Raw genomic sequence first — 20,588 nt, 5'->3', positions numbered from 1 at the left:
GCGGCGTTCGCGGAGGCCGCGAACAGCCTGGAGCGCTATCCGGACGCGGGCGCGACGATCGTGCGCGATGCGCTGGCGGCGACGCACGGCATCGATCCGGGGCGCATCATCTACGGCAACGGCTCGGACGAGGTGCTGCACTTGGCGGCGGGCGCCTTCGCGGGGCCCGGCGACGAGGTGGTGTTCGTGCGCTACGGCTTTGCGGTCTACGAGATCGCGGCGCGGCGGAACGGCGCGACCCCGGTGATCGCTCCCGACCGCGACTACGCCACCGACATCGACGCGGTGCTCGCCTGCGTCACCGAGCGGACGCGCATCGTGTTCATCGCCAATCCGAACAACCCGACGGGCACCTACGCCCCGCGCGGCGAGATCGCCCGGCTTCACGCCGCGCTGCCCCCGCACGTGCTGCTCGTGCTCGACCACGCCTATGCCGAATATATCGACGAGGGGGAGGACGACGGCGCGATGCAACTCGCCGCGACCGCGCCCAACGTGCTCGTAACGCGCACCTTCTCCAAGATGTACGGGCTGGCCGCCGAGCGGATCGGCTGGGGTTACGCCGCCGCCCCGATCATCGAGGCGATGCACCGCATTCGCCTGCCCTTCTCGGTCACGATCGCCGGCCAGCACGCCGCCGTCGCCGCGCTCGCCGATCCGGACTGGGTGGGACGTTGCCGGGCCGAGAACGCCGAGCTCCGCCGCTGGTTCGCGGGCGAGGTCGCGAGTCTCGGCAATGCCGGCCTGCGCGCGATCCCCAGCCAGGCCAATTTCGTGCTGGTCGTGTTCGAGGGTCGCCTGACCGCCGAGGCGGCGTACCGGGGCCTGATGGACGAGGGCTACATCGTCCGCTGGCTCCCCGGCCAGAAGCTGCCCCAGGCGCTGCGCATCACGATCGGGACGGCGGACGAGACGCGCGGCGTCGCCGCCGCGCTCCGCCGGCTGGTCGAGCGGACGGCCTGAACTTGCTTCCCTTCACGCGCGTGTCGGTGATCGGGTTGGGGCTGATCGGCTCGTCGGTCGCGCGCGCGGTGCGGGCGGCGATGCCGACCGTGCGGCTGACGGGTCACGACGCCAGCCCGGAGGTGCGCGCGGCGGCGGTGGGCCTGAAGCTGTGCGACGACGTCGCGGACTCTGCGGGCGCGGCGGTGATCGACGCCGACCTGGTGATCCTGTGCGTCCCCGTCGGCCAGATCGGCGCGGTCGCGGCCGAACTCGCGGCCGACCTGCCCGACGGCGTCGTCGTGACTGATGTCGGGTCGTGCAAGGGATCGGTCTCGCGCGCGCTGGCCGAAGCGCTCCCCGGCGTCGCGGTCGTCCCCGCGCACCCGGTCGCGGGCACCGAGCGCAGCGGGCCGGAGGCGGGCTTCGCCACGCTGTTCCGGGGCCGCTGGTGCATCCTCACCCCGACGAGCGCCTCGCCGCCATGGGCGGTCGAACGGGTCTCCGCCTTCTGGCGCGAGCTGGGCGCGCAGGTCGAATGCATGGACCCCGACCATCACGACCGCGTGCTCGCGGTGACGAGCCACCTGCCCCACCTGATCGCCTACACCATCGTCGGCACCGCGAGCGACCTGGAGGAGGTGACGCGGTCGGAGGTGATCAAATACTCGGCGGGCGGCTTTCGCGACTTCACCCGCATCGCCGCGTCCGACCCGGTCATGTGGCGCGACGTGTTCCTGTCCAACCGCGAGGCGGTGCTCGACATGCTCGGCCGCTTCTCGGAGGACCTGTCCGCGCTCAGCCGGGCGATCCGCTGGGGCGACGGCGACGCGCTGGAGGAGCTGTTCACCCGCACCCGCGCCGTCCGCCGCTCGGTCGTCGAGCAGGGGCAGGACGATGACGGGCAGGATTTCGGGCGCTCACATCCTTAGGTCCGACTGACGCCGGACGCGGCACCGGCCCGCTCCCCCACCCGGCCGCCCACAGAATATCCTGGATGGGCGGCCGGGTGGGGGAGCGGGCCGGTGCCGCCTACAACGACACCTCCAGCGCGTTCATCGCCGCATGCACCCGCGCTTCCGCCTCCTCGCGCGGCAGGCCGGGGGGCACTTCCTCGCCGAAGCGGATCGTGATCACGCCGGGGCGCTTGGGGCCGTGCCGGGGCCAGACCAGCCCGCTATCGACCGCCACGGGGATCACTGGCAGCTTCAGCACCTTGTAGAGTCCCGCGAATCCGGCCCGGAGCGGCGGCTGCTCGCCCGGCGGCACCCGCGTTCCTTCCGGAAAGATCAGGATCGACCGTCCTTCCGCCTTCAGCTCGGCGCTTTCGGCCATCATCCGGCGAAGCATCCTGGCCGAAGCCTCGCGGTCCACCGAAATGTGGCCGTATTTGCGCGTGGCGTAGCCCCAGAACGGGATCCGGGTCAGCTCCTGCTTGAGCACGATCGCGGGCCCGCCGAGCATCAGCGCGACCTCGATCGTCTCGAACATCGCCTGGTGCTTGCCCGCATACAGGACCGGATAGGTCGGCCAGGTTCCCTCGACGCGCGTGCGGATGCCGACGATCCAGCGGGTGCACCAGCGGTGCCAGGTGAACCAGGCGAGCGCGTGGTTGATCGCCGCCCGCCGCCCGAACAGCGCGGAGATCGGCGCGGTGCCGACGATCGGCACCGACCCCGCATAGAAGATCAGCCGGTACAGGAGGGTCCGGAAGCCGTTCATCCGCCGATCCCTACCCACAGCGCGACGCGGCGCAGCAGCAGCTTGTTGTATTCATTGACGAGCGTTCCGAAACGCGGCTCGCCGGGCACCCCGTCGCCCAGGATCACCGCGTCGCGCCCCATCGCCGCCTCCAGCTCCATCCGCGCGCGCGGCAGGTGCCAATCCTCCGTGACGAGCCGCACGGTGCGGTAGCGGTGCCCGCGCAGCCAGCGCGCGGTCTCCTCCGCGTTCGACCGCGTATCGACCGCCTCGCGGCCGAGATCGACGCAGCAGCGGAACAGCCGCGGCGGCACGTCGTAGGTCGCGGCCAGATCACGCGGCCGGACGCCCGCGCCCACGCCGGTCACCAGCATGCGCCTGGCCTGCTTGGCCGCCATGAGCTCGAGCCCGCGGTCGATCCGGCCCGGCCCGCCCGTCGGCACGACGATCGCATCGGTGGTCGCGCCGGACAGCGGGCCGGGCAGCGACACGCTGAACGCCGCGAATCCCAGGCCCCAGGCGATGACCAACGCGGACAGCAGCCGCAGGATCACAGCGTGCGCGCCAGGTGGCCGAGCACCGCGCGCCGCGCCGCGGCCGCCGCGAGCAGCATGAAGGCCGGCGGGAGCAGCAGCAGCAGGATCCAGTCGCGCCGCGCCAGCGTCACGCCGCCCAGCAGCTCCGACCCGAGCGCGCCGAGCTGTCGGCCGAGCAGCCACACGACGCCCAGCGCGATCAGCCCGCCCACCCCTCCGCCGATCAGCGCGTCGATCGCGATCCGCCGCTGGAACAGCCGCGCGACCTGGATGTCGGTCGAGCCCAGCATGTGCATGACCTCGATCGTGCCGCGGTGGACGTCGAGCCCGCTGCGCACCGCAAGCACCACCACCGCGAGCGTCGCCGCCGCCAGCACCCCGACCAGCGCGGCGGCGAGCCCGGTCAGCAGCGCCATGAAGCGGCTGACGGGCAACATCCACGCCGCATGCCGGTCGACGCGCGCGGTCGGGGCGGCGCGCCTGACGGCCGCGGCGACGGCGGGCGCGGCGCCCTCGCCGGTCAGGTCGACATCGATCAGCGCGGGGATCGGCAGCGCGCCCACGCCCGCGTCGGAGCCAAGCCAGGGTTCGACCAACCGGCGCAGCTCCGCCTGGCCTACCGGCCGGACGCGCGCGACGCCGGGCGAGGAGCGCAAGGCCCGGGTCACCCGCTCGGCGGCGGCGTCGCGCGCGGCCGGGTCACCGTCGACGACCTGAACCGTCAACCGCCCGGCGAGCCGCCGGTCGAGCGTCCGCGCCGCGCCGAGCGTCCCCAGCCCAAGCGCGGCGGCGAGCATCAGCAGGAACAGCATGATCCCCATGATCCCCGTCATCGCGCGCAGTCCCCCCGCCTCGTCGAGGACTCGGGTGCCGGTCTCCCCGCCCCCGCTCATGATGGCGCGCGCGGCGGGTAGCGCAGCCCGCCGGTCGGATCGAGCAGGTGACCCCGGTCGAGCCGGAGCATCTGCGCGTGCGGAACGCGGCCGAGCAGATGGAGGTCGTGCGTCGCGATCACGACGGTGGTGCCGAGCCGGTGGAGCGACTCGAACAGGTTCATCAGCCGGTCGGCCATCTCCGGGTCGACGTTGCCGGTCGGCTCGTCGGCGACGAGCAGCTCGGGCCGCGCGATCACCGCGCGCGCGATGGCGACGCGCTGTTGCTCGCCGCCGGACAAGGTCGCAGGCCGCGCATGCGCCCGCTCGGCGAGTCCGACCCAGCCGAGCATCTCGCGCACCGGCTGCTCCAGATCGGCCTCGACCACCCCCGCGACGCGCAACGGGAGCGCGATGTTGTCCCAGGCGGACAAATGCGGCACGAGCCGGAAGTCCTGGAACACCACGCCGATCCGCCGCCGGAATCCGGGCAGTCGCGCGCGCGGCATGGTGACCGCGTCCTCGCCGAACAGCCGGATCACGCCCCGGCTCGGCCGTTGCGCAAGATACAGGAGCTTCAGCAGCGATGTCTTGCCCGCCCCCGACGCGCCAGTAAGGAAATGGAACGCGCCGGGTCCCAGTGAAAAGCTGATGTCGGACAGCGTTTCGGGTCCCGTGCCGTATCGCAAGCCGACATTCTCGAATTGGACGATGGTCGTCATGCGCGGGCGACGTTTACAAGCTTCGGCCCGCGTCGCAAGACGACCGACGCGGCGTGGCGGATCGTTCCCCACGACCCTTGCAAGCGCGCGCTCGGACGTGCTTTACCCCTCCCCGACCGATGCGGGATGCCCTCGCCTACGTCCGGTAAACGCCCGATGATCCTGGAATGTCCCGAGTGCAGCACCCGCTATCTGGTGCCCGACAGCGCGGTCGGGGCCAGCGGGCGGACCGTGCGGTGCGCGCAGTGCCGCCACAGCTGGTTCCAGGCGGCGACCGAGCCCGAGCCGGTCGCCGAAGTCACGCCTCAAGCCGCGACGCCCGCGATCGCGCCGCGACCCGAACCGATCGAGCGTGCGCCCGAGTCCCAACCTGCGCCCGCTCCCGTCGCCGCGCCCCCACCGCCGATCGCGCCTCGGATCGAGCCGACCGCCAAGGCGCGCCACGAGCCCGACGCGCCCGCGCGCCGCAACCCCGCGCGGCGTCGGACGGCGGCGGCGATCGCGGCGGGTCTGCTTATGCTCGGCGGCACGGGCGCGATCCTGTATCTGGGTGCGCCCGACATCGCGAGCCGGCTCGGGCTCGCGGCCGCCGCCGAGAGTCCGCTCCGCATCAAGGACAATCCGATAGAGCGGCGCGAGCTCGATAACGGCTCCGAGCTGTTTGCGGTCAGCGGCCAGGTGCTCAATCCGAGCGGAGCGTCGCAGCGCGTGCCCGACATCCGCGCCGAGCTGCGCGACGAGGGCGGACGGCTGGTCTATAGCTGGACGATCACGCCCCAGCGACGCTCGCTTGCGCCGGGCGGCGCGATCGACTTCAATTCGGCCAAGCTCGACGTGCCCGCCAATTCCAAGCGGCTGGAGCTGAGCTTCGCGGGGCGGGAGGGCTGACACCCTCCGGCTTTGGCGTTGCGCCTTCCGGTGAGCTGCGCTAGGGACGCTCGCCTACCCGCCGTCGATCCGCGCGATCGACGGTATCACGTGCGGCCGTGGCGGAATTGGTAGACGCGCAGCCTTGAGGTGGCTGTGTCCGAAAGGACGTGGAAGTTCGAGTCTTCTCGGCCGCACCATGAACGATCCCTCCCCCGCCCATCGTTGATCCCGCTGCGCTTCACCTCGGAGTTCCCGAGCAAAGGCCGGAAGTGCGGGAGTTCATGATCTCCACGCGGTCGCGGAAGCTCGGCCGTCATGGGCCGGCCCCGTTCGAGCAACGGACTCAGCGTGACGGAACGGAGGCTTCGGCGAGACAAAGATGAAGCAAAAACGTCGCTTCATCGAAATATGCCGGTGCTACGGCGCGTTCGGCTCCGAGCCGCGATCGGATCGGGCAGGAGAACATCTTGCAAATCACGACCATGAGCGCCGCAGGGGTCGCCAAGGCCTATGATCGTTGGGCCCCGATATACGACCTGGTCTTCGGCCCCGTATTCAGCCGGGGACGCGCCGCGGCGGTGGACGCGGCGGAGCGGGTCGGCGGCCGCATCCTGGAGGTGGGCGTCGGCACGGGCATATCCCTCCCCCACTATTCCGACCGGAGCCGCGTGGTCGGAATGGACCTGTCGGAGGCGATGCTGGAGAAGGCGCGCGAACGGGTACGCCGCCTCCGGCTCGCCCATGTGGAAGCGGTCGAGCTCGGCGACGCCGAGCGGTTGCGCTACGCCGACGGCTCGTTCGACGCGGTGGTCGCGCAGTATGTGGTTTCGGCCGTGCCCAACCCGGAGCGCGCGCTGGACGAGTTGGCGCGGGTGTGCAGGCCGGGCGGCGAGATCATTGTCACCACCCGCGTCGGCGCGGATGGCGGAATGCGCGGCGCGATCGAGCGGGGGCTGATGCCCGTGACCAGTCGTCTGGGGTTCCGCACCGATTTTCCCTGGTCGCTCTACGAGGACTGGCTGGCCGATCGCGACGACGTGTCACTGCTCGAGCGCCGTCCGCTTCCCCCGCTCGGCCATTTCTCGCTCGTCCGCTTCGCCAAGCACGCCGCCCGCTAAGGAACCTCTTCGATGTCCAGCTTCCGCGCCCAACTCGCCGAGCAGCGTTGGGACGACCACCGCTTCTACCATCACAGCCTGGTCAACCAGAGCCTCCATTTCGTCAGCGCCTGCACCTTCATCGCGGCGTACATGCTGCTGTTCGTGGACGCCGCGGTGGCGAGCCTGCTGGCCTGGGGCGTGGCGATGACCAGCCGCCAGGCCGGCCATTTCTTCTTCGAGCCCAAGGGCTATGATCACCGGAACGACGCGACCCACGCTCACAAGGAGGAGATCAAGGTCGGCTATAATCTGTTCCGCAAATGGGTGCTGATGTCGTTGTGGGCGTCCGTGCCCGTCGTCTTGGTCGTGCAACCGACGCTATGGGGCGTGTTGGACATGCCTGCGGATTGGACGACGACCCTGCGCCGCGTGGGCACGGCGTGGCTGTTCCTGGGGGTAGGCGCGATCGCTTTCCGCTCGCTGCAGCTCTTCGTCCAGCGCGATGTCGAGACGGGGCTGGTCTGGGCGACCAAGATCGTCACCGACCCGTTGAACGACTTCAAGCTGTATCGGGGAGCACCCGCTCGGCTGCTGCGCGGCGAGCGAATGGATCGTCAGGAGGCAGCCTGAACACGCTTCCGGCGGAAACGCGCCGCGAACGCCTCCCGGAGCACTCGGCGGCGGACCTGTTTCCCGGTCGTACCCTGCGGGCAATGGAACCAGCCGTCGTCGCGCATCGCCCGCCCGGCCGCGACGAAACGCTCGGCGATCTCGTCGAACAGTGCGTCGTCGATGTCCAGGCTGAAGATCAGCCGCCCCGTGCCCACCCAACTCAACGCCAGCCCGTGCGCGCGGAGATAGAATTGCAGCATCCAGTTATAGGCGGACGGCGCGTCGTAAAGCACCGTCCAGATCGTCTGGAGATTGGCGACGCGCACCGGCAGCCCTTCGGCGGCGAGCAGGGCGTTCAGCCGGGCGGCGCGCCCGTCCCAACGCTCGTCGAGCCCATCATAGAGCGCCCGCACCTCCGGCAGATCCAGCCGGCGCAGGAACGCGTTCATCGCGCCCATGACATAGGGATGCGCGTTGAACGTGCCGCGCGCGAAGCAGATGTCGACCGGCCGGTCGTCGCGCCACCGCTTCATGAGCCGGTGCGGCCCGGCGAGCACGCCCACCGGCAATCCGCCGCCAAGCGTCTTGCCATAGGTCACCATGTCGGGGCGCACCCCGAAATATTCGGCCGCCCCGCCGGGCGCGAGGCGGAAACCGACGAATACCTCGTCGAAGATCAGCACGGCCCCGCCCGCTCGGCATGCCTCGGCCAGCCGGACGAGCCACGCCGCGTAACCCTCGCGGTCGACGCCCGCGCGCCGACCGCCCGCGACGAGCTGCCCGTCGGACGGCGCGGCCCCGTTGGGGTGGAGCGCCTGGAGCGGGTTGACCAGCACGCAGGCGATGTCGCGCCGACGGCGGATCACGTCCAGCGTCCGGTCCGACAGCTCGGCGAGCGTGAGCGTACCGTCCTCGGGAACGGGATTGCCGATGCCGGGCTGCACGTCGCCCCACCAGCCATGATAGGCGCCCGCGAAGCGCACGATGCGGCGGCGACGGGTGTGATAGCGCGCAAGCCGCACCGCCTGCATCACCGCCTCCGTCCCCGACATGTGGAACGACAGCTCGTCCATCCCCGTCAGCGCGCGCAACCGGCCGACATTGTCGGCGACGACGGGATGCAGCCCGCCCAATACGGGGCCCAGCGCCTCCACCGCGGCCGCGCCTTCGCGGATCGTCTCCTTGTAGAATTCGTGGCCGAACAGGTTGACGCCGTAGGAGCCGGTCAGGTCGATCAGGCGGTTGCCGTCCAGGTCCCACAGGATCGGTCCGTCCGAACGCTCGAGGAACGCGCCGACGCCGAGCGCCTCGCGCACGCGGCGGCTGAATTGGAACGGTACGCGGTACGCACCCGTGAACTGCAGGTCGCTATAGCCCTCCCGCGCTTCGCGGGTGAGCTCGAGCGTGCGCGGGAACAGCTCGGCATACGATGCCGCGAGCCGCTGAAATCCTGCGCGACGCAGCTCCGACACGTTGGCGGCCGCGCCGTCGACATTGAAGAAGCGGTCGTCGGCATATTCGTAGAATGGGATCGACCCGGCCACGCGCTTGGCCAGGCGGACATGACCGCCGAGCGAACGGTGCTTGGCGCGGGACAGCCGGACCCGCGCGCGGCCCTTCGTCGCGGCGAGCAGGCCCGCGCCCGCCGCGGCGAGGGGGAGGAGCAGAAAGATCATGCCGAACCCAAGCGCATCGGCGTGACGCGGCCATGACACCGGTCGGCGGCATGATGGCGGGCGTCATGCGCGTGCTCTTGCACGAGGACGTCAATTTCCTCCTGACCAACCGACTGCCCAGGCGATTGGCGACGCGGTTCGTCGGCCGGGTCGCGCGCGCGGAGCACCCGATGGTGCGGGTGCCGGCGATCGCGTTGTGGCGCGTGTTCGGGGACGTCGACCTGTCCGACTCGGCGGAAACGCGCTTCCGGTCGTTGCGTCACGGCTTCACCCGCGCCCTGAAATCAGGCGCCCGCCACTTCGACCCCGACCCGGCGGTGGTGGCGAGCCCCTGCGACGCCATCGTCGGCGCGCACGGCGCGATCGAGGGCGACCGGCTCCATCAGGTCAAGGGTTTCCCGTACCGGTTGCGCGACCTGTTGCCCGACCCGGCCGTGGCCGATCGGTTTCGTGGCGGAAGCTTCGTGACCCTGCGCCTGACCGCGGGCATGTACCACCGCTTCCACGCACCGCACGACCTGATCGTCGAAGGCGTGACGTACCTGTCGGGTGACTGCTGGAACGTGAACCCGATAGCGTTGAAGCGGGTGGAACGCCTGTTTTGCCGCAACGAGCGGGCGGTGATCGAGGCGCGGCTCGCGAATTCGCAAATTTCGATGCTGCTGGTTCCCGTCGCCGCGATCCTGGTGGCCAGCATCCGCCTCCATTGTCTCGATACCGAGCGGATGCTTCGCGAGATCGGGTCGACGCGCGTTCCTTGCGCGGCGACGCTCGCGAAGGGTGCGGAGATGGGCTGGTTCGAGCACGGCTCCACCATTCTCGTCTTCCTTCCGAAAGGCGTGACGCTCGATTTCGAGGTCGAGGAAGGGCGCCCGATCCGCGCGGGCGAGCCGCTGGCCCGGCTGCAGGCATTGTGACGTCCTCCGACGTCACCCACCCCGACCTAGCGATCATCGTTCGCACATCCGCCCCGCCTCCAGACCCTGGTGCGTGCGGGGCACTTATCGCGGTTGGCGCGTTGAGGGCTTCCGTTCCTCCGAGTCGCACGCTTGACGCCCCACATCAACGCCATCGGCACCGCGGTGCCTGCTCACGACATCCACGACGCCTTCATCGCCTGGGCGCGCGCGCGCGTGTCGCCGCGCGAGGCCAGGCTGTTCGACCGCATGGCGACGCGCGCCGCCATCCGTCACCGCTGGTCGGTTCTCCCGGAGACGCCGGGCGGCGGCTCGCCTGTCGAGGCGGACGGCTTCTATCACGGCGAGCGCCCGGGTACCGCGCGCCGCATGGCCGTTTATGCCCAGGCCGCGCCCGAACTCGTGCTCCGAGCCGTCTCGGCGTTGGCCGAGCGAATCCCGCTGGACGGGATCACGCATCTGGTGGTGGCGAGTTGCACCGGTTTCGTGGCACCGGGCATCGACCAGATCGTCGCGCGCCGGCTGGCGTTGTCGTCTTCGGTCGAGCGGTTGCTGGTCGGCTTCATGGGCTGCTACGCCGCGGTCGCCGCGCTCCGCAGCGCGCGCCACATCGTCCGCTCCGACCCGGGCGCGCGCGTGCTCGTCGTCACGGTCGAGCTGTCCACCCTGCATCTGCAGGAGGTAAATGATCTTGAACCCTTGCTCGCCATGCTCCAGTTCGGCGATGGTGCAGCGGCGGCGCTCGTGACCGCCGACCCCCATGGCTTCGCGATCGACCGGCCGTTCGCGACGACGCTCCCCGATTCGGACTCGCTGATCCGGTGGGACATCACCGACCACGGCTTTGCGATGCACTTGTCGGGCGAGGTGCCGGGCCGGATCGCGCACGCGCTGGCGAACACCGATTTTGCCCACCACGCGACCGGCGGACGCCCGGCAGAGCTGATCGACGGCTGGGCGGTGCATGCGGGCGGACGGTCGATCCTCGACGCGGTGCAGAACGCGTTCCGGTTGCCTCCACATGCGCTCGACAGCTCGCGCGCGGTGCTCGCCGAGAACGGCAACATGTCGTCGGCAACGTTGATGTTCGTGCTCGCCCGGTTGCTTGCAGGGCCGGCGATCAAGGAGGGGCTGGCGCTCGCTTTCGGACCCGGCCTGGCTGCTGAAGGCTTTGGTTTCCGGAGCCCCACTTGAGTCTCGGCGTTCGCTCTACCGCCGACGAGTTGATGGATGCCGACGACCTCGACGCCGCTATCTATGCCGCGGCGGTCGGTGATTTAGCGCGCGTGAACACGGTGACGCTCGCCAGGCGGCCCACGCTCGCCTTTCTGACGCGCGCGGTTCGGAACGGCCGGTTGCGACTGCTCGATGTCGGTTTCGGCGACGGCGACATGCTGCGCGCCGTCGCGCGCTGGGCCGTGCGGCATGACGTCACGGCGGAGCTGGTCGGCGTCGATCTCAATCCGCGCAGCCAGCCCGCAGCCGCTGCGCATACGCCGGGCGATATGCCCATCCGCTACGTGACGGGCGATTACGCCGATCAGGGCGGCGGATGGGACGCGGTCGTATCCAACCTGGTGACGCACCATATGACGCCCGTGCAGTTGATCGCCTTTCTTCGATTCATGGAAGCCAACGCGCGGAGTTGGTTCGTCAACGATGTCCACCGCCACCGGGTCGCGCATGCGGGGTGGCCGCTGCTCGCCGCCCTCGCCCGCTGGCACCCGGTCGTGCGCCATGATGGGCGCGTATCGATCGCCCGGTCGTTTCGTCCGCTCGAATGGCGGGCGATCCTGGCGGAGGCGGGCGTCGACGGCGCGCGCGTGTTCCGCGCCTTTCCGTTCCGGCTATGCGTCGAACGACTGCGCTGATCGTCGGAGCCGGGCCGGCCGGCAGCGCCGCGGCGATCGTGCTCGCGCGCGGCGGTGCGCGGCCGGTGGTGCTCGAGCGCTCGCGTGAGACGGGCGACGCGCTGTGCGGCGGGTTCCTGAGCTGGCGGACGCTCGACCGGCTGCACGCTCTGGGCATCGATCCCGACAGGCTCAGCCGGCGACGGATCGGCCGCGTCCACGTGTTCGCAAGCGGGCGCGAGGTCGAGGCTCCCCTCCCCCGCCCGGCGCTGGCGGTGTCCAGGCGTACGTTCGATACGGTCATGCTCGCCGAGGCTGAGCGAGCGGGCGCGGGTGTGGAGCGCGGGGTGGCGGTCAGGAGCGCGGAGGCGGGATCGATGGTGCTCGCGGATGGGACGACGCTGTCGCCAGGCACGCTGTTCCTCGCCGTGGGCAAGCACGACCTGCGCGGGCTCGCGCGGCCGACTCCGGGAGCGGGCGACGACCCGGCGCTCGGGCTCCGCGTCCGGATCGCGCCCACCGACGCGATGCGTCGCCGGATCGAGGACGCGATCGAGCTGCATCTGTTCGACCGCGGCTATGCCGGGTTGGCCGTGCAGGAGGACGGGACCGCGAATCTGTGCCTCGCCGTCCGCCGTTCGCGACTGCACGAGGCGGGGTCGCCCGATGCGCTCCTTCAGGCGATCGCGCGCGAGACGCCCGTATTCGGCGACTGGTTGGCGATGCGCGAGTCGGGGTGCGGCGTCGATGCGGTCGCAAACGTCCCTTACGGCTGGCGCATGCGCAAGGGGGTGGCGGGGCTGTTCCGGCTCGGCGATCAGGCGGCGGTCATCCCGTCGCTGGCGGGCGAAGGCATGGGGATCGCGGTCGCCAGCGGGTGTTCCGCGGCGGCCGCTTATGCGCACGGCGGCGCGGCGGCGAGCGCGGGGTGGCAGCGCCGCTTCGCCCACGACGCGGGAGTTCCGGTCCGCATGGCGGGGCTGGTGCGCGACTTGGCCGAGGGGCCGATCGCCCCGCGCGCCCTGCCCTGGCTCGCCCGCGCGCCGTTCCTGATCCAGGTGATTGCGCGCGCGACCAGGATGATGTGAGGCTTGAAGACCAGCATCCGGGGGCCGAAATAAGCGGAATGGAACGCCTGAACCTGTCCGAGAACGAGTGGCGCAAGCGCCTCTCCCCAGAGCAATTCAACGTGCTGCGCGAGGCTGGCACCGAACGCGCCTTTTCGGGCCGCTACAACGACAACAAGGCCGACGGCGTCTATCGTTGCGCCGCGTGTCAGCTCGACTTGTTCGACAGCGCCGACAAGTATGATTCGGGTTCCGGCTGGCCGAGCTTCAGCCAAGCGATCGAGCCCGACCGGGTCAGCGACCATACCGACGTCAGCCACGGCATGACGCGGACGGAAACGCGGTGCGCGCGGTGCGACAGCCATATGGGCCACGTCTTCCCCGACGGTCCGCCGCCCACGGGCCGGCGTTACTGCATGAATTCGGTGTCGCTCGAGTTCCGCCCGCGCGGCTGAGCGAAAGGCGCGGCGTTATTGCCGCGTTCACCATGACCCGCTAACCCTGCGCGCGTTCCATGGCATCGCGTACCCCCACATCCCGGCGTCCAACTTCCCCCAGGCGTTCACCCTGGCGCCAGCGGATCGTCCGTACGTCTCAGGTCCTTCTCGCGCTGGGGCTGCTTGCGCTCGGCGCGCTGGTGGTCGCGGTGTATGTGACGCGGTCGCAGCTGCCGAGCTTCGACCAGCTGCGATCGTCGCCCAACGGCCAGATGATCCGCGTGCACGCTGCCGACGGATCGATCCTGGTGTCGCTCGGCCCCAGCTACGGCCAGTGGCTTCCTTACGGCCAGATCCCGAGAGTGATGCGTGACGCGACGGTGTCGGTCGAGGACAGGCGTTTCCGCAGCCACCCCGGCGTCGACCCGATCGGCTTGGCGCGCGCTGTCAAGGTGCGGTGGGAGCGCGGGCGCTGGACGCAGGGCGGATCGACGCTCACCCAGCAGCTCGCGCGCAACGTATTTCTGTCGAGCCAGAAAAAGTTCGGGCGCAAGTTCCGCGAATGGATCCTGGCGCTGGCGATGGAGCGCAAATTCTCCAAGAACGAGATCCTCGAACTCTATCTGAACAAGGTCTATTACGGCGGTGGCGCGTACGGCATCGACGCGGCCAGCCGCCGCTTCTTCGGCCACGGCGCGGGGCAGCTCAGCCTGGCGGAGGCCGCCGTCATCGCCGGGCTGGTGAAAGCGCCGTCGAACTACTCCCCCACCGCCGATGCCGAGGCCGCCCAAGGGCGTGCGGGCGTGGTGCTGCAGACGATGGTGGAGACCGGCGCGATCAGCCCGGCCGAGGCCGCCTACGCCGATCCGCAGGACCTGCGGCTGGAGCCGGCGCCCAAGCAGAACAGCGTACGCTACTTCACCGACTGGGCGCTGCCGCAGCTCGATCTGCTGATCGACGAGCAGGAAGCGCCGCTGGAGGTGTGGACCACGCTCGACCCCGCCATGCAGCGTGCGGCCGATGCCGCGATCCGCGCGCAGGCGCCCGCGGGAACGCAAGGCGCGTTGGTCTCGCTCGACCGCGACGGCGCGGTGCGCGCGATGGTGGGCGGCAAGGACTACGTGTCGTCCATCTACAACCGCGCGACGCAGGCGCAGCGCCAGCCGGGTTCGTCCTTTAAGCTGTTCGTCTATCTCGCCGCGCTGGAGGCCGGCCACAAGCCCGAGGACACCGTCCTCGACGCGCCCGTGACGATCGAGGGGTGGAGCCCGCGCAACGACTCGCGCCGGCACTCGGGCGTGGTCTCGATCCGCACCGCCTTCGCCTATTCGCTCAACACGATCGCCGCCAAGCTGGGGCAGGAAGTCAGCTTCGCGACGGTGGCCGATATGGCGCGCCGGTTCGGGATCACGACGGCGGTCAACACGCATCCCTCGATGGTGCTCGGCACCTCCACCGTCCGGCTGATCGACATGACCCGCGCCTTCGCGTCGGTCGCGTCCAAGGGCGTGGCCGTCGCGCCGTTCGGCATCACGCGCGTGACCGCGAACGGTCAGGAGATCTACCGACACGAGGTTGACCGCAGTCGCGTGCTGGTCGCGCCGTATGTCGCCGCGCAGATGACCGACCTGCTCCAGACCGCGGTCAATGCGGGCACGGGGCGCGAGGCGCAGATCGGGCGGCCCGTGGCGGGCAAGACCGGCACGACAACCTCCGCCAAGGACGGCTGGTTCCTGGGCTTCTCCAGCGGGCTGACGACGGGCGTGTGGATGGGGCGCGACAATGCGCGGCCGGTCGCGGGCCTGTCGGGCGGCCGCGCCCCGGCGCGGGCGTTCGCGCAATTCATGCGCGCGGCGGTCGCCAAACGCCCGATCGAGCAGTTCGAGACGGAGGTGACGCTCCCCGAATGGCAGATCGAACCCGACGAGGAGAGCTATTTCGGCGCGCCGGACAACACGACGTACGTGGACGAGAACGGCAACCCGTTCGCGGACGGCGGGGAAGCTCCCGCCGCCGCCCCGCCGGCGCCGGCGTTCGATCCGCGTCCGGCTCCCCCGGAGCAGGAGCGGGCATCGCCCGACCGGATGGACCAGGACTGGATCGACCGCGCGACGGGGCGCGACGACTGGCCGCGCCGCGACTCTCCGGCGCGCGGTGCATATCGGCGTGAGGTGCCGCCCAGCGAGTACCGCCGCGAGCCGCCGCGCGGCTATGAGGAAGCCGAGCGACCGATCCAGTGAAGCCGCGCGCCGTGCGTTCGCAGCCACGCGCGCGCAGGCGTCGGGTCGGTCCCGAGCAGCTCGCGCACCAATACGTGAAAGGCGGGGCCGTGATGCATATGGACGCGGTGCGCGACCTCGTGCGCGACGGTGGCGCGGCGCACCCAGCCGGGCGCGAGCAGCAGCCGCCAGCTATAGCGAATCGCGCCGCCGCTTGAGCAGCTGCCCCAACGCCCCCGCGCGTCGCCGACCATGACCCTGGCGACGACCACGCCCGCCTTGTCAGCGAAATCGGCCGTCTCGCGGGCGAGCAGGTCGAGGCTCGCGCGCCTGAGCCAGGCGTCGACGCGGCGGGGCAGCGTCTCGGGCGGACCTTCGGCGAGAAGCCGGTCCCCGTGGCGCATCAGAGCGCGACGACCACCTGGCGTCCAGCAAAGCTCGAGGCGCTCGTCCGCGACCTCGATCACCGCGCCGGGCTCGAAGGGCACCGCCTCGGGGAGCGCCGCTTGTTGCTCCGCGATCCAGTCGGCTTTTCCGCGCGCCCAGGCCAGCGCGGGCTTTAGCGCGGCGCGGGCGGGCAGCACGAGCCGCGCGCGCCCGCTCGCCGGGTCGAAGGTCAACCGCGCTCGCCTCGCACGCGGGTTACGCACGACCTCGAACGCGTCGGGGGTCACAGCACGCGGTCGACGACGTGGTTCTCCAGGTCGCCCGCCTCGTCCTCGCTGATCGTCCAGCCGCGCACGGACACGCCCGCCCGGTGGACGGCCTCGGGGTCGCCTGAATTGAGGTGGTGCCAGCCGGGCAACTTCTCGCCGGCCGCGCGCAGGCGGTAGGCGCAGGTCGACGGCAGCCAGTCGATCCCGCGCACGTTGCCGGGTGTCAGCCGCACGCATTCGGACACGAACGCGCGGCGGTGCCGGTAGTTGGAGCAGCGCCCGCTGCGCCGGTCGAGCAGACGGCAGGCGGCGTTGGTCGCGACCAGCTCGCCCGTATCCTCGTCCTCAAGTTTGTGGATGCAGCATTTGCCGCAGCCGTCGCACAACTGCTCCCACTGGGCGCGGTCGAGCCGGTCGAGCGGCGTGTCCTCCCAGAAGCGCGTCACGTCACCCACCGTGCCAGCTCGGCCGCGACCGCGTCGGCGCTCTTGTCGGCGGGCAGGAGCGCGACGGGACGACCTTGCGGGTCCATCAGGTAGGTGACGCGCTGATGGTCCATCAGATAACCGCCGCCGGGCGCGAGATCGCCCTTGGCGTAATAGACGGCATACGCCTTGGCGGTTCGCGCAATCGCCTCTGTGCTGCCCGTCAGACCGAGCATGCGCGGGTGGAAGGCGTTGGTGAACGTCTTGAGCACGGCGGGCGTGTCGCGCGCGGGATCGACGGTGATGAACACGGGCGTGACGCGCGCCCCTCGCTCGGGATCGTCCTTCTCGAACTTCTTGAGGCCCGCGCCGATATTCTGTGCGTCGGTCGGGCAGATGTCGGGACAGAAGGTGTAACCGAAATACATGATGCGCCATTTGCCCGCGAGATCGCGGTCGGTCGCGGTACGCCCGTTCTCGTCCGTGAGCGCGAACGGTCCGCCGATCCTCGCGCCCGCCAGCGGCGGCTGCTCGGGCGGGCTCGCCGCGCGGCAGCCTGCGACCAGCAGCGCCAGGCCGGCGACCGCGGGGACGAAACGAATGTTCATGACGTGGCCATTCTTGTTCTGTTAGCGGCGGGGGATGAAGCCGTGTGTCCGGCTGACCATATCTGGGGTGCCGCGTGATGTCGCCAAGAGCCTTTGTCCAAGCCGCCCTCCTGCTCGCGCCGGCGGTGCCGGCCGGTGCGCAGCAGCAGTCGGAGAGCTACAAGTTCCTCCAGGCGGTCAAGTCCGCCAAGGGCAACGACGTGCTCGCGATCCTTGATCGGCCGGGCGCAAACATCGTCAACACGCGCGACAGCGGCAACGGGGAGGGCGCGTTGCACATCGTCGCCAAGCGCGGCGACGAGCCTTACACGCGCTATCTGCTTCAGAAGGGTGCCGACGCCAACCTGCGCGACGGGCGCGGCAACACGCCGCTGCTGCTCGCGGTCGATGGCGGCCATGCCGGGCTGATCCCCGTGCTGATCGCCGGCCGGGCGCGCGTCGACCTGGGCAATGGTGGCGGCGAAACTCCACTCATCCGCGCGGTCCAACGGCGCGACGTGGCGGTGACGCGCCTGCTCTTGGCGGCAGGGGCGGACCCCGACCAGACCGACAACGTCGCGGGCATGTCGGCGCGCGATTACGCCCGGCGCGACGCACGCAACCCGGCGCTCGCCAAGCTGCTGGAGGATGCGCCCAAGCGGGCGACGCGTGCGGTATCGGGGCCCAAGCTCTAGACCGCGTAGGCGTCGGGGTCGGTCAGCGCGAGCATCCGCCGTGCCGCGCGGCGTGCGAAGGCGAGCGTACAGCGCTTGCGGACATGCGCGGGCAGCGAGGCCGTCGCGGCTTCGCGGACGATCTCCGCCTCATACTGGTCGGCGACGATTACGCCGGTGCGGTGTGGCAGGAACGGTGCCGCGTCGAGCGGGGACAGGTCGAACCCGGCCGGCAATGCCCAGTAATAGCGATCGCAATGGCCCAGATAGTCCGGCCACTTGCCGTCGCCGAGCAGGTCGGCGCGCGACACCTTGATCTCGACGATGATGATACGTCCCCGAGCATCAATCGCCATCAGATCGGCGCGGCGGCCACCCTCGAGCGGCACCTCCGCCATCGCGGTCAGGTCATGGCGGTGGAGCATGCGAATGACGCCGCGCGCGACATCGGCCGCGCAGAGCGCGCCGTCGGTCTGGTCGATGCAGGAGGGAGGTGTTTGGAGAAGCACGCCCTTCGTTTAGGAACAAGAAGCGAACAGGACAAGGGTGTGGTGGGGATGCGCCGCGGCAAAGCCGCGTCGTCGGTCGTAGCTATGCTACGCCGGCCGGGCTTGTGCGAGTCCTGCGACGAGGCGTCGCAGGCCGCACTTCACCTGTAAAAAACATGATTCCCGATCAGCGCGACCTTCGTCAAGCGCCCGGGCAGTCCGACCTTGCGGCCGTTAAAGAACAAGGCGTTCGGCGCGGGGCTCTTCCAAGCAGACGCTAGGGCGACCTTGGCGACGGCCTCGGCAGTACGATACATACGGTTCACGGCGTCGACCGCGGGCAGCACGCCGCGACGCACGAACGAGAACTGGCCACGCTGTTTGACCACTCCGCACACGTCGGAGGCGAAGCGGCCCGACTTAGCGCGGTTGAGGACAACGTGGGCGACCGCGAGCTGGCCAGCGAGCGGCTCGCCCTTGGATTCGAAATAGATGGTGGTGGCGAGGCAGCGGAGCGCCTCCTCGTTGCCGGTCTCGCCCGCCGCATGGGCGGCGACGGCGGCATCGAGCGAGCTGAAGGTCGCGGGCGCGTGCTTGATCGCCGCAGGTACTTCAGGGTCGAGCGTCGGAAAAATGGTTGGAACCAGCGGCGGCACTGGCACGTTCGTGGCAGGTGTGATGAGAACCGAGGTAAGCGCGGGCCGATCGAGTTCGGCGGCGTTGGTCGACGTAGTGAGTGCCAGGCCGCCAAGGGCCAGGGTCATCGCCGCAATCGTTGCGGCATGCTGAATAATCGTCACTGGTTATCACAAATATGCGGTTGGTTCGCGGACGGGCGACGCGGCTCGAACATTGCAAGCCTGTGGCACCGGTCCGGGATTGCCCCCCGACTGCGTAACCGCCACCGTATCGCACACGGGTTCGGTACAACGCTGATTTCGATTAGTTCCCGTTGTCTAGGCTGACGGAAGCGTCAACCTGCGCGCAGGGTTTCAGCGGCGAACCGTTCCGCGTCCGGGCTGTCCAGTTCGATCACCCATAGATCGGGATCGCGAGCGCGGCGTCTGCGCCAATACTCCTCCACGGCGACCATCGACCCGTTGCTTGGAGTCGCGTCGATCGGTCCCGGTGCCCCGGACGAGTCGATCCCGCGTTCGAAAAGCTTCGCGTCGCCGCCCCGCATCGTCGTGATCAGCAGAAGCGTTCCTCCTTGTGCGTCGCCCTTGGCGCGCACCGTTGCAAAGCCGCCGGCGTCGTTGACCCGGCGGATCAGCGCCGATGCGACCACCGAAGCGGGCAGGCGATCGCTCACGCCAGCCCGTATCCGGGGAGCGTGGCCAGCGAGATGCGCGAGCGCATGAAGGTGCCAGTGCCGCGCGCGACCTCCTCACCGCTCGCGTCCAGCAGGCGGGCGTCGGCGTTGAAGACGCGCCGGCGGCCGTTGATCCAGCGGCCTTCCGCGACGACGGGTCCCGGTCCGAGTGGTCGGGTGAACAAGAGCGTGAAGGCGGTGGTGAGCAGGAAACGGTCGGTAACCAAGCTGTTGGCGGCGTAAAAGGCGGCGTCGTCGAGCATCTTGAAGTAACTGGTGCCGTGAACCGCGCCGGCGGCGTGGAAATGGCGCTTGTCGAGCATGAAGCGGATGCGCGCGACCCCGCCCGCCTCGATCTCGAGCGTGGAAGGGAACAAGGTATTGATCGGGGCGGCGGCGTAGAGCGACTCCAGCGCCCGGTGATGCGCCGCCTCGCCTTCAGGCCGCGTCACGCGCCTCGTCCGTCGTGAATAGCGCGTAGAGCGCATCGCGCGAGCCGGCTCCGCGCAGCTTGGCGAGGAAACGCTGGTCGCGCAGCGTGCGCGACACGCGGGCGAGCGCCTTAAGGTGGGCCGCACCCGCGTCAACCGGCGAGAGCAGGAGGAAGATCAGGTCGACGGGCAGGTCGTCGACCGCATGATATTCGACCGGTTGGGCGAGGCGCGCGAAGCCGGCAACGATCTGTTCCAGTCCGTCGACGCGGCCATGCGGGATCGCGACGCCGTGGCCGAAGCCGGTCGACCCGAGCCGTTCGCGCTCGTTCAGGCGATCGGCGATATGGCGTGCATCGATCCCGATCTGGGGTGCGACGATGCCGGCCATCGTCTGGAGCAAAGCCTTCTTGCCGCCGCCTGCCAGGTCGAACAGGACGGCTTCGGGCCGCAGCAGGTCGCTCAGATCGGACATTCGCGGACAGTCCAGGCGG

Annotated in this window: 25 protein-coding genes and 1 tRNA gene; 13 read left to right on the top strand and 13 right to left on the bottom strand. The window is 70.1% G+C overall.

Annotated features, from left to right (window positions below; all coding sequences use genetic code 11):
- Together ACFE7F_RS08550 and ACFE7F_RS08545 are read left to right on the top strand one after the other, a co-directional pair.
- On the top strand, positions 1-963 hold a 963-nt coding region (locus ACFE7F_RS08550), incomplete at its 5' end, for a pyridoxal phosphate-dependent aminotransferase (RefSeq protein ID WP_375403430.1).
- A gap of 2 nt (positions 964-965) precedes the next feature.
- The gene (locus tag ACFE7F_RS08545; protein WP_375403429.1) at positions 966-1,874 is read left to right on the top strand and encodes a prephenate/arogenate dehydrogenase family protein; all 909 of its coding nucleotides are present in this window, start codon (positions 966-968) and stop codon (positions 1,872-1,874) included.
- 100 nt (positions 1,875-1,974) lie between these two features.
- On the opposite strand, the gene ACFE7F_RS08540 is transcribed toward ACFE7F_RS08545, so the two are convergent.
- From ACFE7F_RS08540 to ftsE, 4 genes are read right to left on the bottom strand one after another with little or no spacing between them, the layout of a single operon-like run.
- Positions 1,975-2,664: a lysophospholipid acyltransferase family protein gene (locus ACFE7F_RS08540; protein ID WP_375403428.1), complete on the bottom strand. Its 690-nt coding sequence runs from the start codon at positions 2,662-2,664 to the stop codon at positions 1,975-1,977.
- Positions 2,661-3,197, bottom strand: coding sequence for a YdcF family protein (locus ACFE7F_RS08535; RefSeq protein ID WP_375403427.1), 537 nt, complete (start codon positions 3,195-3,197; stop codon positions 2,661-2,663). Before ACFE7F_RS08535 ends, ACFE7F_RS08540 begins: the two co-directional genes overlap by 4 nt.
- Complete coding sequence (locus ACFE7F_RS08530; protein WP_375403426.1) at positions 3,194-4,072, bottom strand: cell division protein FtsX; 879 nt, start codon at positions 4,070-4,072, stop codon at positions 3,194-3,196. The genes ACFE7F_RS08535 and ACFE7F_RS08530 overlap by 4 nt, the downstream gene beginning before the upstream one ends.
- Positions 4,069-4,773 (bottom strand): cell division ATP-binding protein FtsE, encoded by a 705-nt coding sequence (gene ftsE, locus ACFE7F_RS08525; RefSeq protein WP_375403425.1) that lies wholly within the window; start codon positions 4,771-4,773, stop codon positions 4,069-4,071. Before ftsE ends, ACFE7F_RS08530 begins: the two co-directional genes overlap by 4 nt.
- A gap of 156 nt (positions 4,774-4,929) precedes the next feature.
- Between ftsE and ACFE7F_RS08520 the strand changes: the two genes are divergently transcribed.
- The 4 genes from ACFE7F_RS08520 to ACFE7F_RS08505 all read left to right on the top strand — a co-directional run bounded on the left by ACFE7F_RS08520 (position 4,930) and on the right by ACFE7F_RS08505 (position 7,373).
- Entirely contained in the window at positions 4,930-5,661 is a 732-nt protein-coding gene (locus ACFE7F_RS08520) for a zinc-ribbon domain-containing protein (protein WP_375403424.1), read from the top strand.
- 92 nt (positions 5,662-5,753) lie between these two features.
- Positions 5,754-5,840, top strand: a tRNA-Leu gene (locus ACFE7F_RS08515).
- A gap of 270 nt (positions 5,841-6,110) precedes the next feature.
- A complete protein-coding gene (locus ACFE7F_RS08510) occupies positions 6,111-6,761 on the top strand; it encodes a class I SAM-dependent methyltransferase (protein ID WP_375403423.1) in 651 nt (216 codons plus the stop codon).
- A 12-nt stretch (positions 6,762-6,773) separates the two neighbouring features.
- Positions 6,774-7,373: a hypothetical protein gene (locus ACFE7F_RS08505; protein ID WP_375403422.1), complete on the top strand. Its 600-nt coding sequence runs from the start codon at positions 6,774-6,776 to the stop codon at positions 7,371-7,373.
- On the opposite strand, the gene ACFE7F_RS08500 is transcribed toward ACFE7F_RS08505, so the two are convergent.
- Positions 7,358-9,031, bottom strand: coding sequence for an aminotransferase class III-fold pyridoxal phosphate-dependent enzyme (locus ACFE7F_RS08500; RefSeq protein WP_375403421.1), 1,674 nt, complete (start codon positions 9,029-9,031; stop codon positions 7,358-7,360). The genes ACFE7F_RS08505 and ACFE7F_RS08500 overlap by 16 nt on opposite strands.
- Positions 9,032-9,063: 32 nt before the next feature.
- On the opposite strand from ACFE7F_RS08500, the gene asd reads away from it, so the two are divergent.
- From asd to ACFE7F_RS08470, 6 genes are all read left to right on the top strand, one after another.
- Positions 9,064-9,948: an archaetidylserine decarboxylase gene (gene asd / locus ACFE7F_RS08495; protein WP_375403420.1), complete on the top strand. Its 885-nt coding sequence runs from the start codon at positions 9,064-9,066 to the stop codon at positions 9,946-9,948.
- A 132-nt stretch (positions 9,949-10,080) separates the two neighbouring features.
- The gene (locus ACFE7F_RS08490; protein ID WP_375403419.1) at positions 10,081-11,142 is read left to right on the top strand and encodes a type III polyketide synthase; all 1,062 of its coding nucleotides are present in this window, start codon (positions 10,081-10,083) and stop codon (positions 11,140-11,142) included.
- 32 nt (positions 11,143-11,174) lie between these two features.
- Positions 11,175-11,819 (top strand): methyltransferase domain-containing protein, encoded by a 645-nt coding sequence (locus tag ACFE7F_RS08485; RefSeq protein ID WP_375403432.1) that lies wholly within the window; start codon positions 11,175-11,177, stop codon positions 11,817-11,819.
- Positions 11,798-12,886 (top strand): NAD(P)/FAD-dependent oxidoreductase, encoded by a 1,089-nt coding sequence (locus tag ACFE7F_RS08480; protein WP_375403418.1) that lies wholly within the window; start codon positions 11,798-11,800, stop codon positions 12,884-12,886. Before ACFE7F_RS08485 ends, ACFE7F_RS08480 begins: the two co-directional genes overlap by 22 nt.
- 38 nt (positions 12,887-12,924) lie before the next feature.
- On the top strand, positions 12,925-13,320 hold the full coding sequence (msrB, locus tag ACFE7F_RS08475; protein WP_375403417.1) for a peptide-methionine (R)-S-oxide reductase MsrB: 396 nt from the start codon (positions 12,925-12,927) through the stop codon (positions 13,318-13,320).
- A gap of 59 nt (positions 13,321-13,379) precedes the next feature.
- Complete coding sequence (locus ACFE7F_RS08470) at positions 13,380-15,542, top strand: transglycosylase domain-containing protein (RefSeq protein ID WP_375403416.1); 2,163 nt, start codon at positions 13,380-13,382, stop codon at positions 15,540-15,542.
- Here the strand turns inward: ACFE7F_RS08470 and ACFE7F_RS08465 are convergent.
- Genes ACFE7F_RS08465 through ACFE7F_RS08455 form a run of 3 tightly spaced genes read right to left on the bottom strand, consistent with a single transcriptional unit; the run spans position 15,512 to position 17,210 of the window.
- Positions 15,512-16,141: a M48 family metallopeptidase gene (locus ACFE7F_RS08465; RefSeq protein ID WP_375403415.1), complete on the bottom strand. Its 630-nt coding sequence runs from the start codon at positions 16,139-16,141 to the stop codon at positions 15,512-15,514. The genes ACFE7F_RS08470 and ACFE7F_RS08465 overlap by 31 nt on opposite strands.
- A 50-nt stretch (positions 16,142-16,191) precedes the next feature.
- Positions 16,192-16,632, bottom strand: coding sequence for a YcgN family cysteine cluster protein (locus tag ACFE7F_RS08460; RefSeq protein WP_375403414.1), 441 nt, complete (start codon positions 16,630-16,632; stop codon positions 16,192-16,194).
- The gene (locus ACFE7F_RS08455) at positions 16,620-17,210 is read right to left on the bottom strand and encodes an SCO family protein (RefSeq protein WP_375403413.1); all 591 of its coding nucleotides are present in this window, start codon (positions 17,208-17,210) and stop codon (positions 16,620-16,622) included. Before ACFE7F_RS08455 ends, ACFE7F_RS08460 begins: the two co-directional genes overlap by 13 nt.
- Before the next feature lie 77 nt (positions 17,211-17,287).
- On the opposite strand from ACFE7F_RS08455, the gene ACFE7F_RS08450 reads away from it, so the two are divergent.
- A complete protein-coding gene (locus ACFE7F_RS08450; RefSeq protein ID WP_375403412.1) occupies positions 17,288-17,884 on the top strand; it encodes an ankyrin repeat domain-containing protein in 597 nt (198 codons plus the stop codon).
- Here ACFE7F_RS08450 and ACFE7F_RS08445 read toward each other — a convergent pair.
- The 5 genes from ACFE7F_RS08445 to ACFE7F_RS08425 form a co-directional block, all read right to left on the bottom strand.
- Entirely contained in the window at positions 17,881-18,372 is a 492-nt protein-coding gene (locus ACFE7F_RS08445) for an MmcB family DNA repair protein (protein WP_375403411.1), read from the bottom strand. The genes ACFE7F_RS08450 and ACFE7F_RS08445 overlap by 4 nt on opposite strands.
- Before the next feature lie 140 nt (positions 18,373-18,512).
- A complete protein-coding gene (locus tag ACFE7F_RS08440; RefSeq protein WP_375403410.1) occupies positions 18,513-19,115 on the bottom strand; it encodes a cell wall hydrolase in 603 nt (200 codons plus the stop codon).
- Between the two features lie 209 nt (positions 19,116-19,324).
- Positions 19,325-19,663, bottom strand: coding sequence for a DUF1491 family protein (locus ACFE7F_RS08435; RefSeq protein ID WP_375403409.1), 339 nt, complete (start codon positions 19,661-19,663; stop codon positions 19,325-19,327).
- Positions 19,660-20,151 (bottom strand): PaaI family thioesterase, encoded by a 492-nt coding sequence (locus ACFE7F_RS08430; RefSeq protein ID WP_375403408.1) that lies wholly within the window; start codon positions 20,149-20,151, stop codon positions 19,660-19,662. Before ACFE7F_RS08430 ends, ACFE7F_RS08435 begins: the two co-directional genes overlap by 4 nt.
- A complete protein-coding gene (locus tag ACFE7F_RS08425) occupies positions 20,102-20,569 on the bottom strand; it encodes a PTS sugar transporter subunit IIA (protein ID WP_375403407.1) in 468 nt (155 codons plus the stop codon). The genes ACFE7F_RS08430 and ACFE7F_RS08425 overlap by 50 nt, the downstream gene beginning before the upstream one ends.
- Between the last annotated feature and the right edge of the window lie 19 nt (positions 20,570-20,588).

The organism is uncultured Sphingomonas sp., from assembly GCF_964235535.1.
GTDB lineage: Bacteria > Pseudomonadota > Alphaproteobacteria > Sphingomonadales > Sphingomonadaceae > Sphingomonas.
Note: the sequence above shows the minus strand (reverse complement) of the source record. Positions and strands in the feature narration are given on the sequence as shown.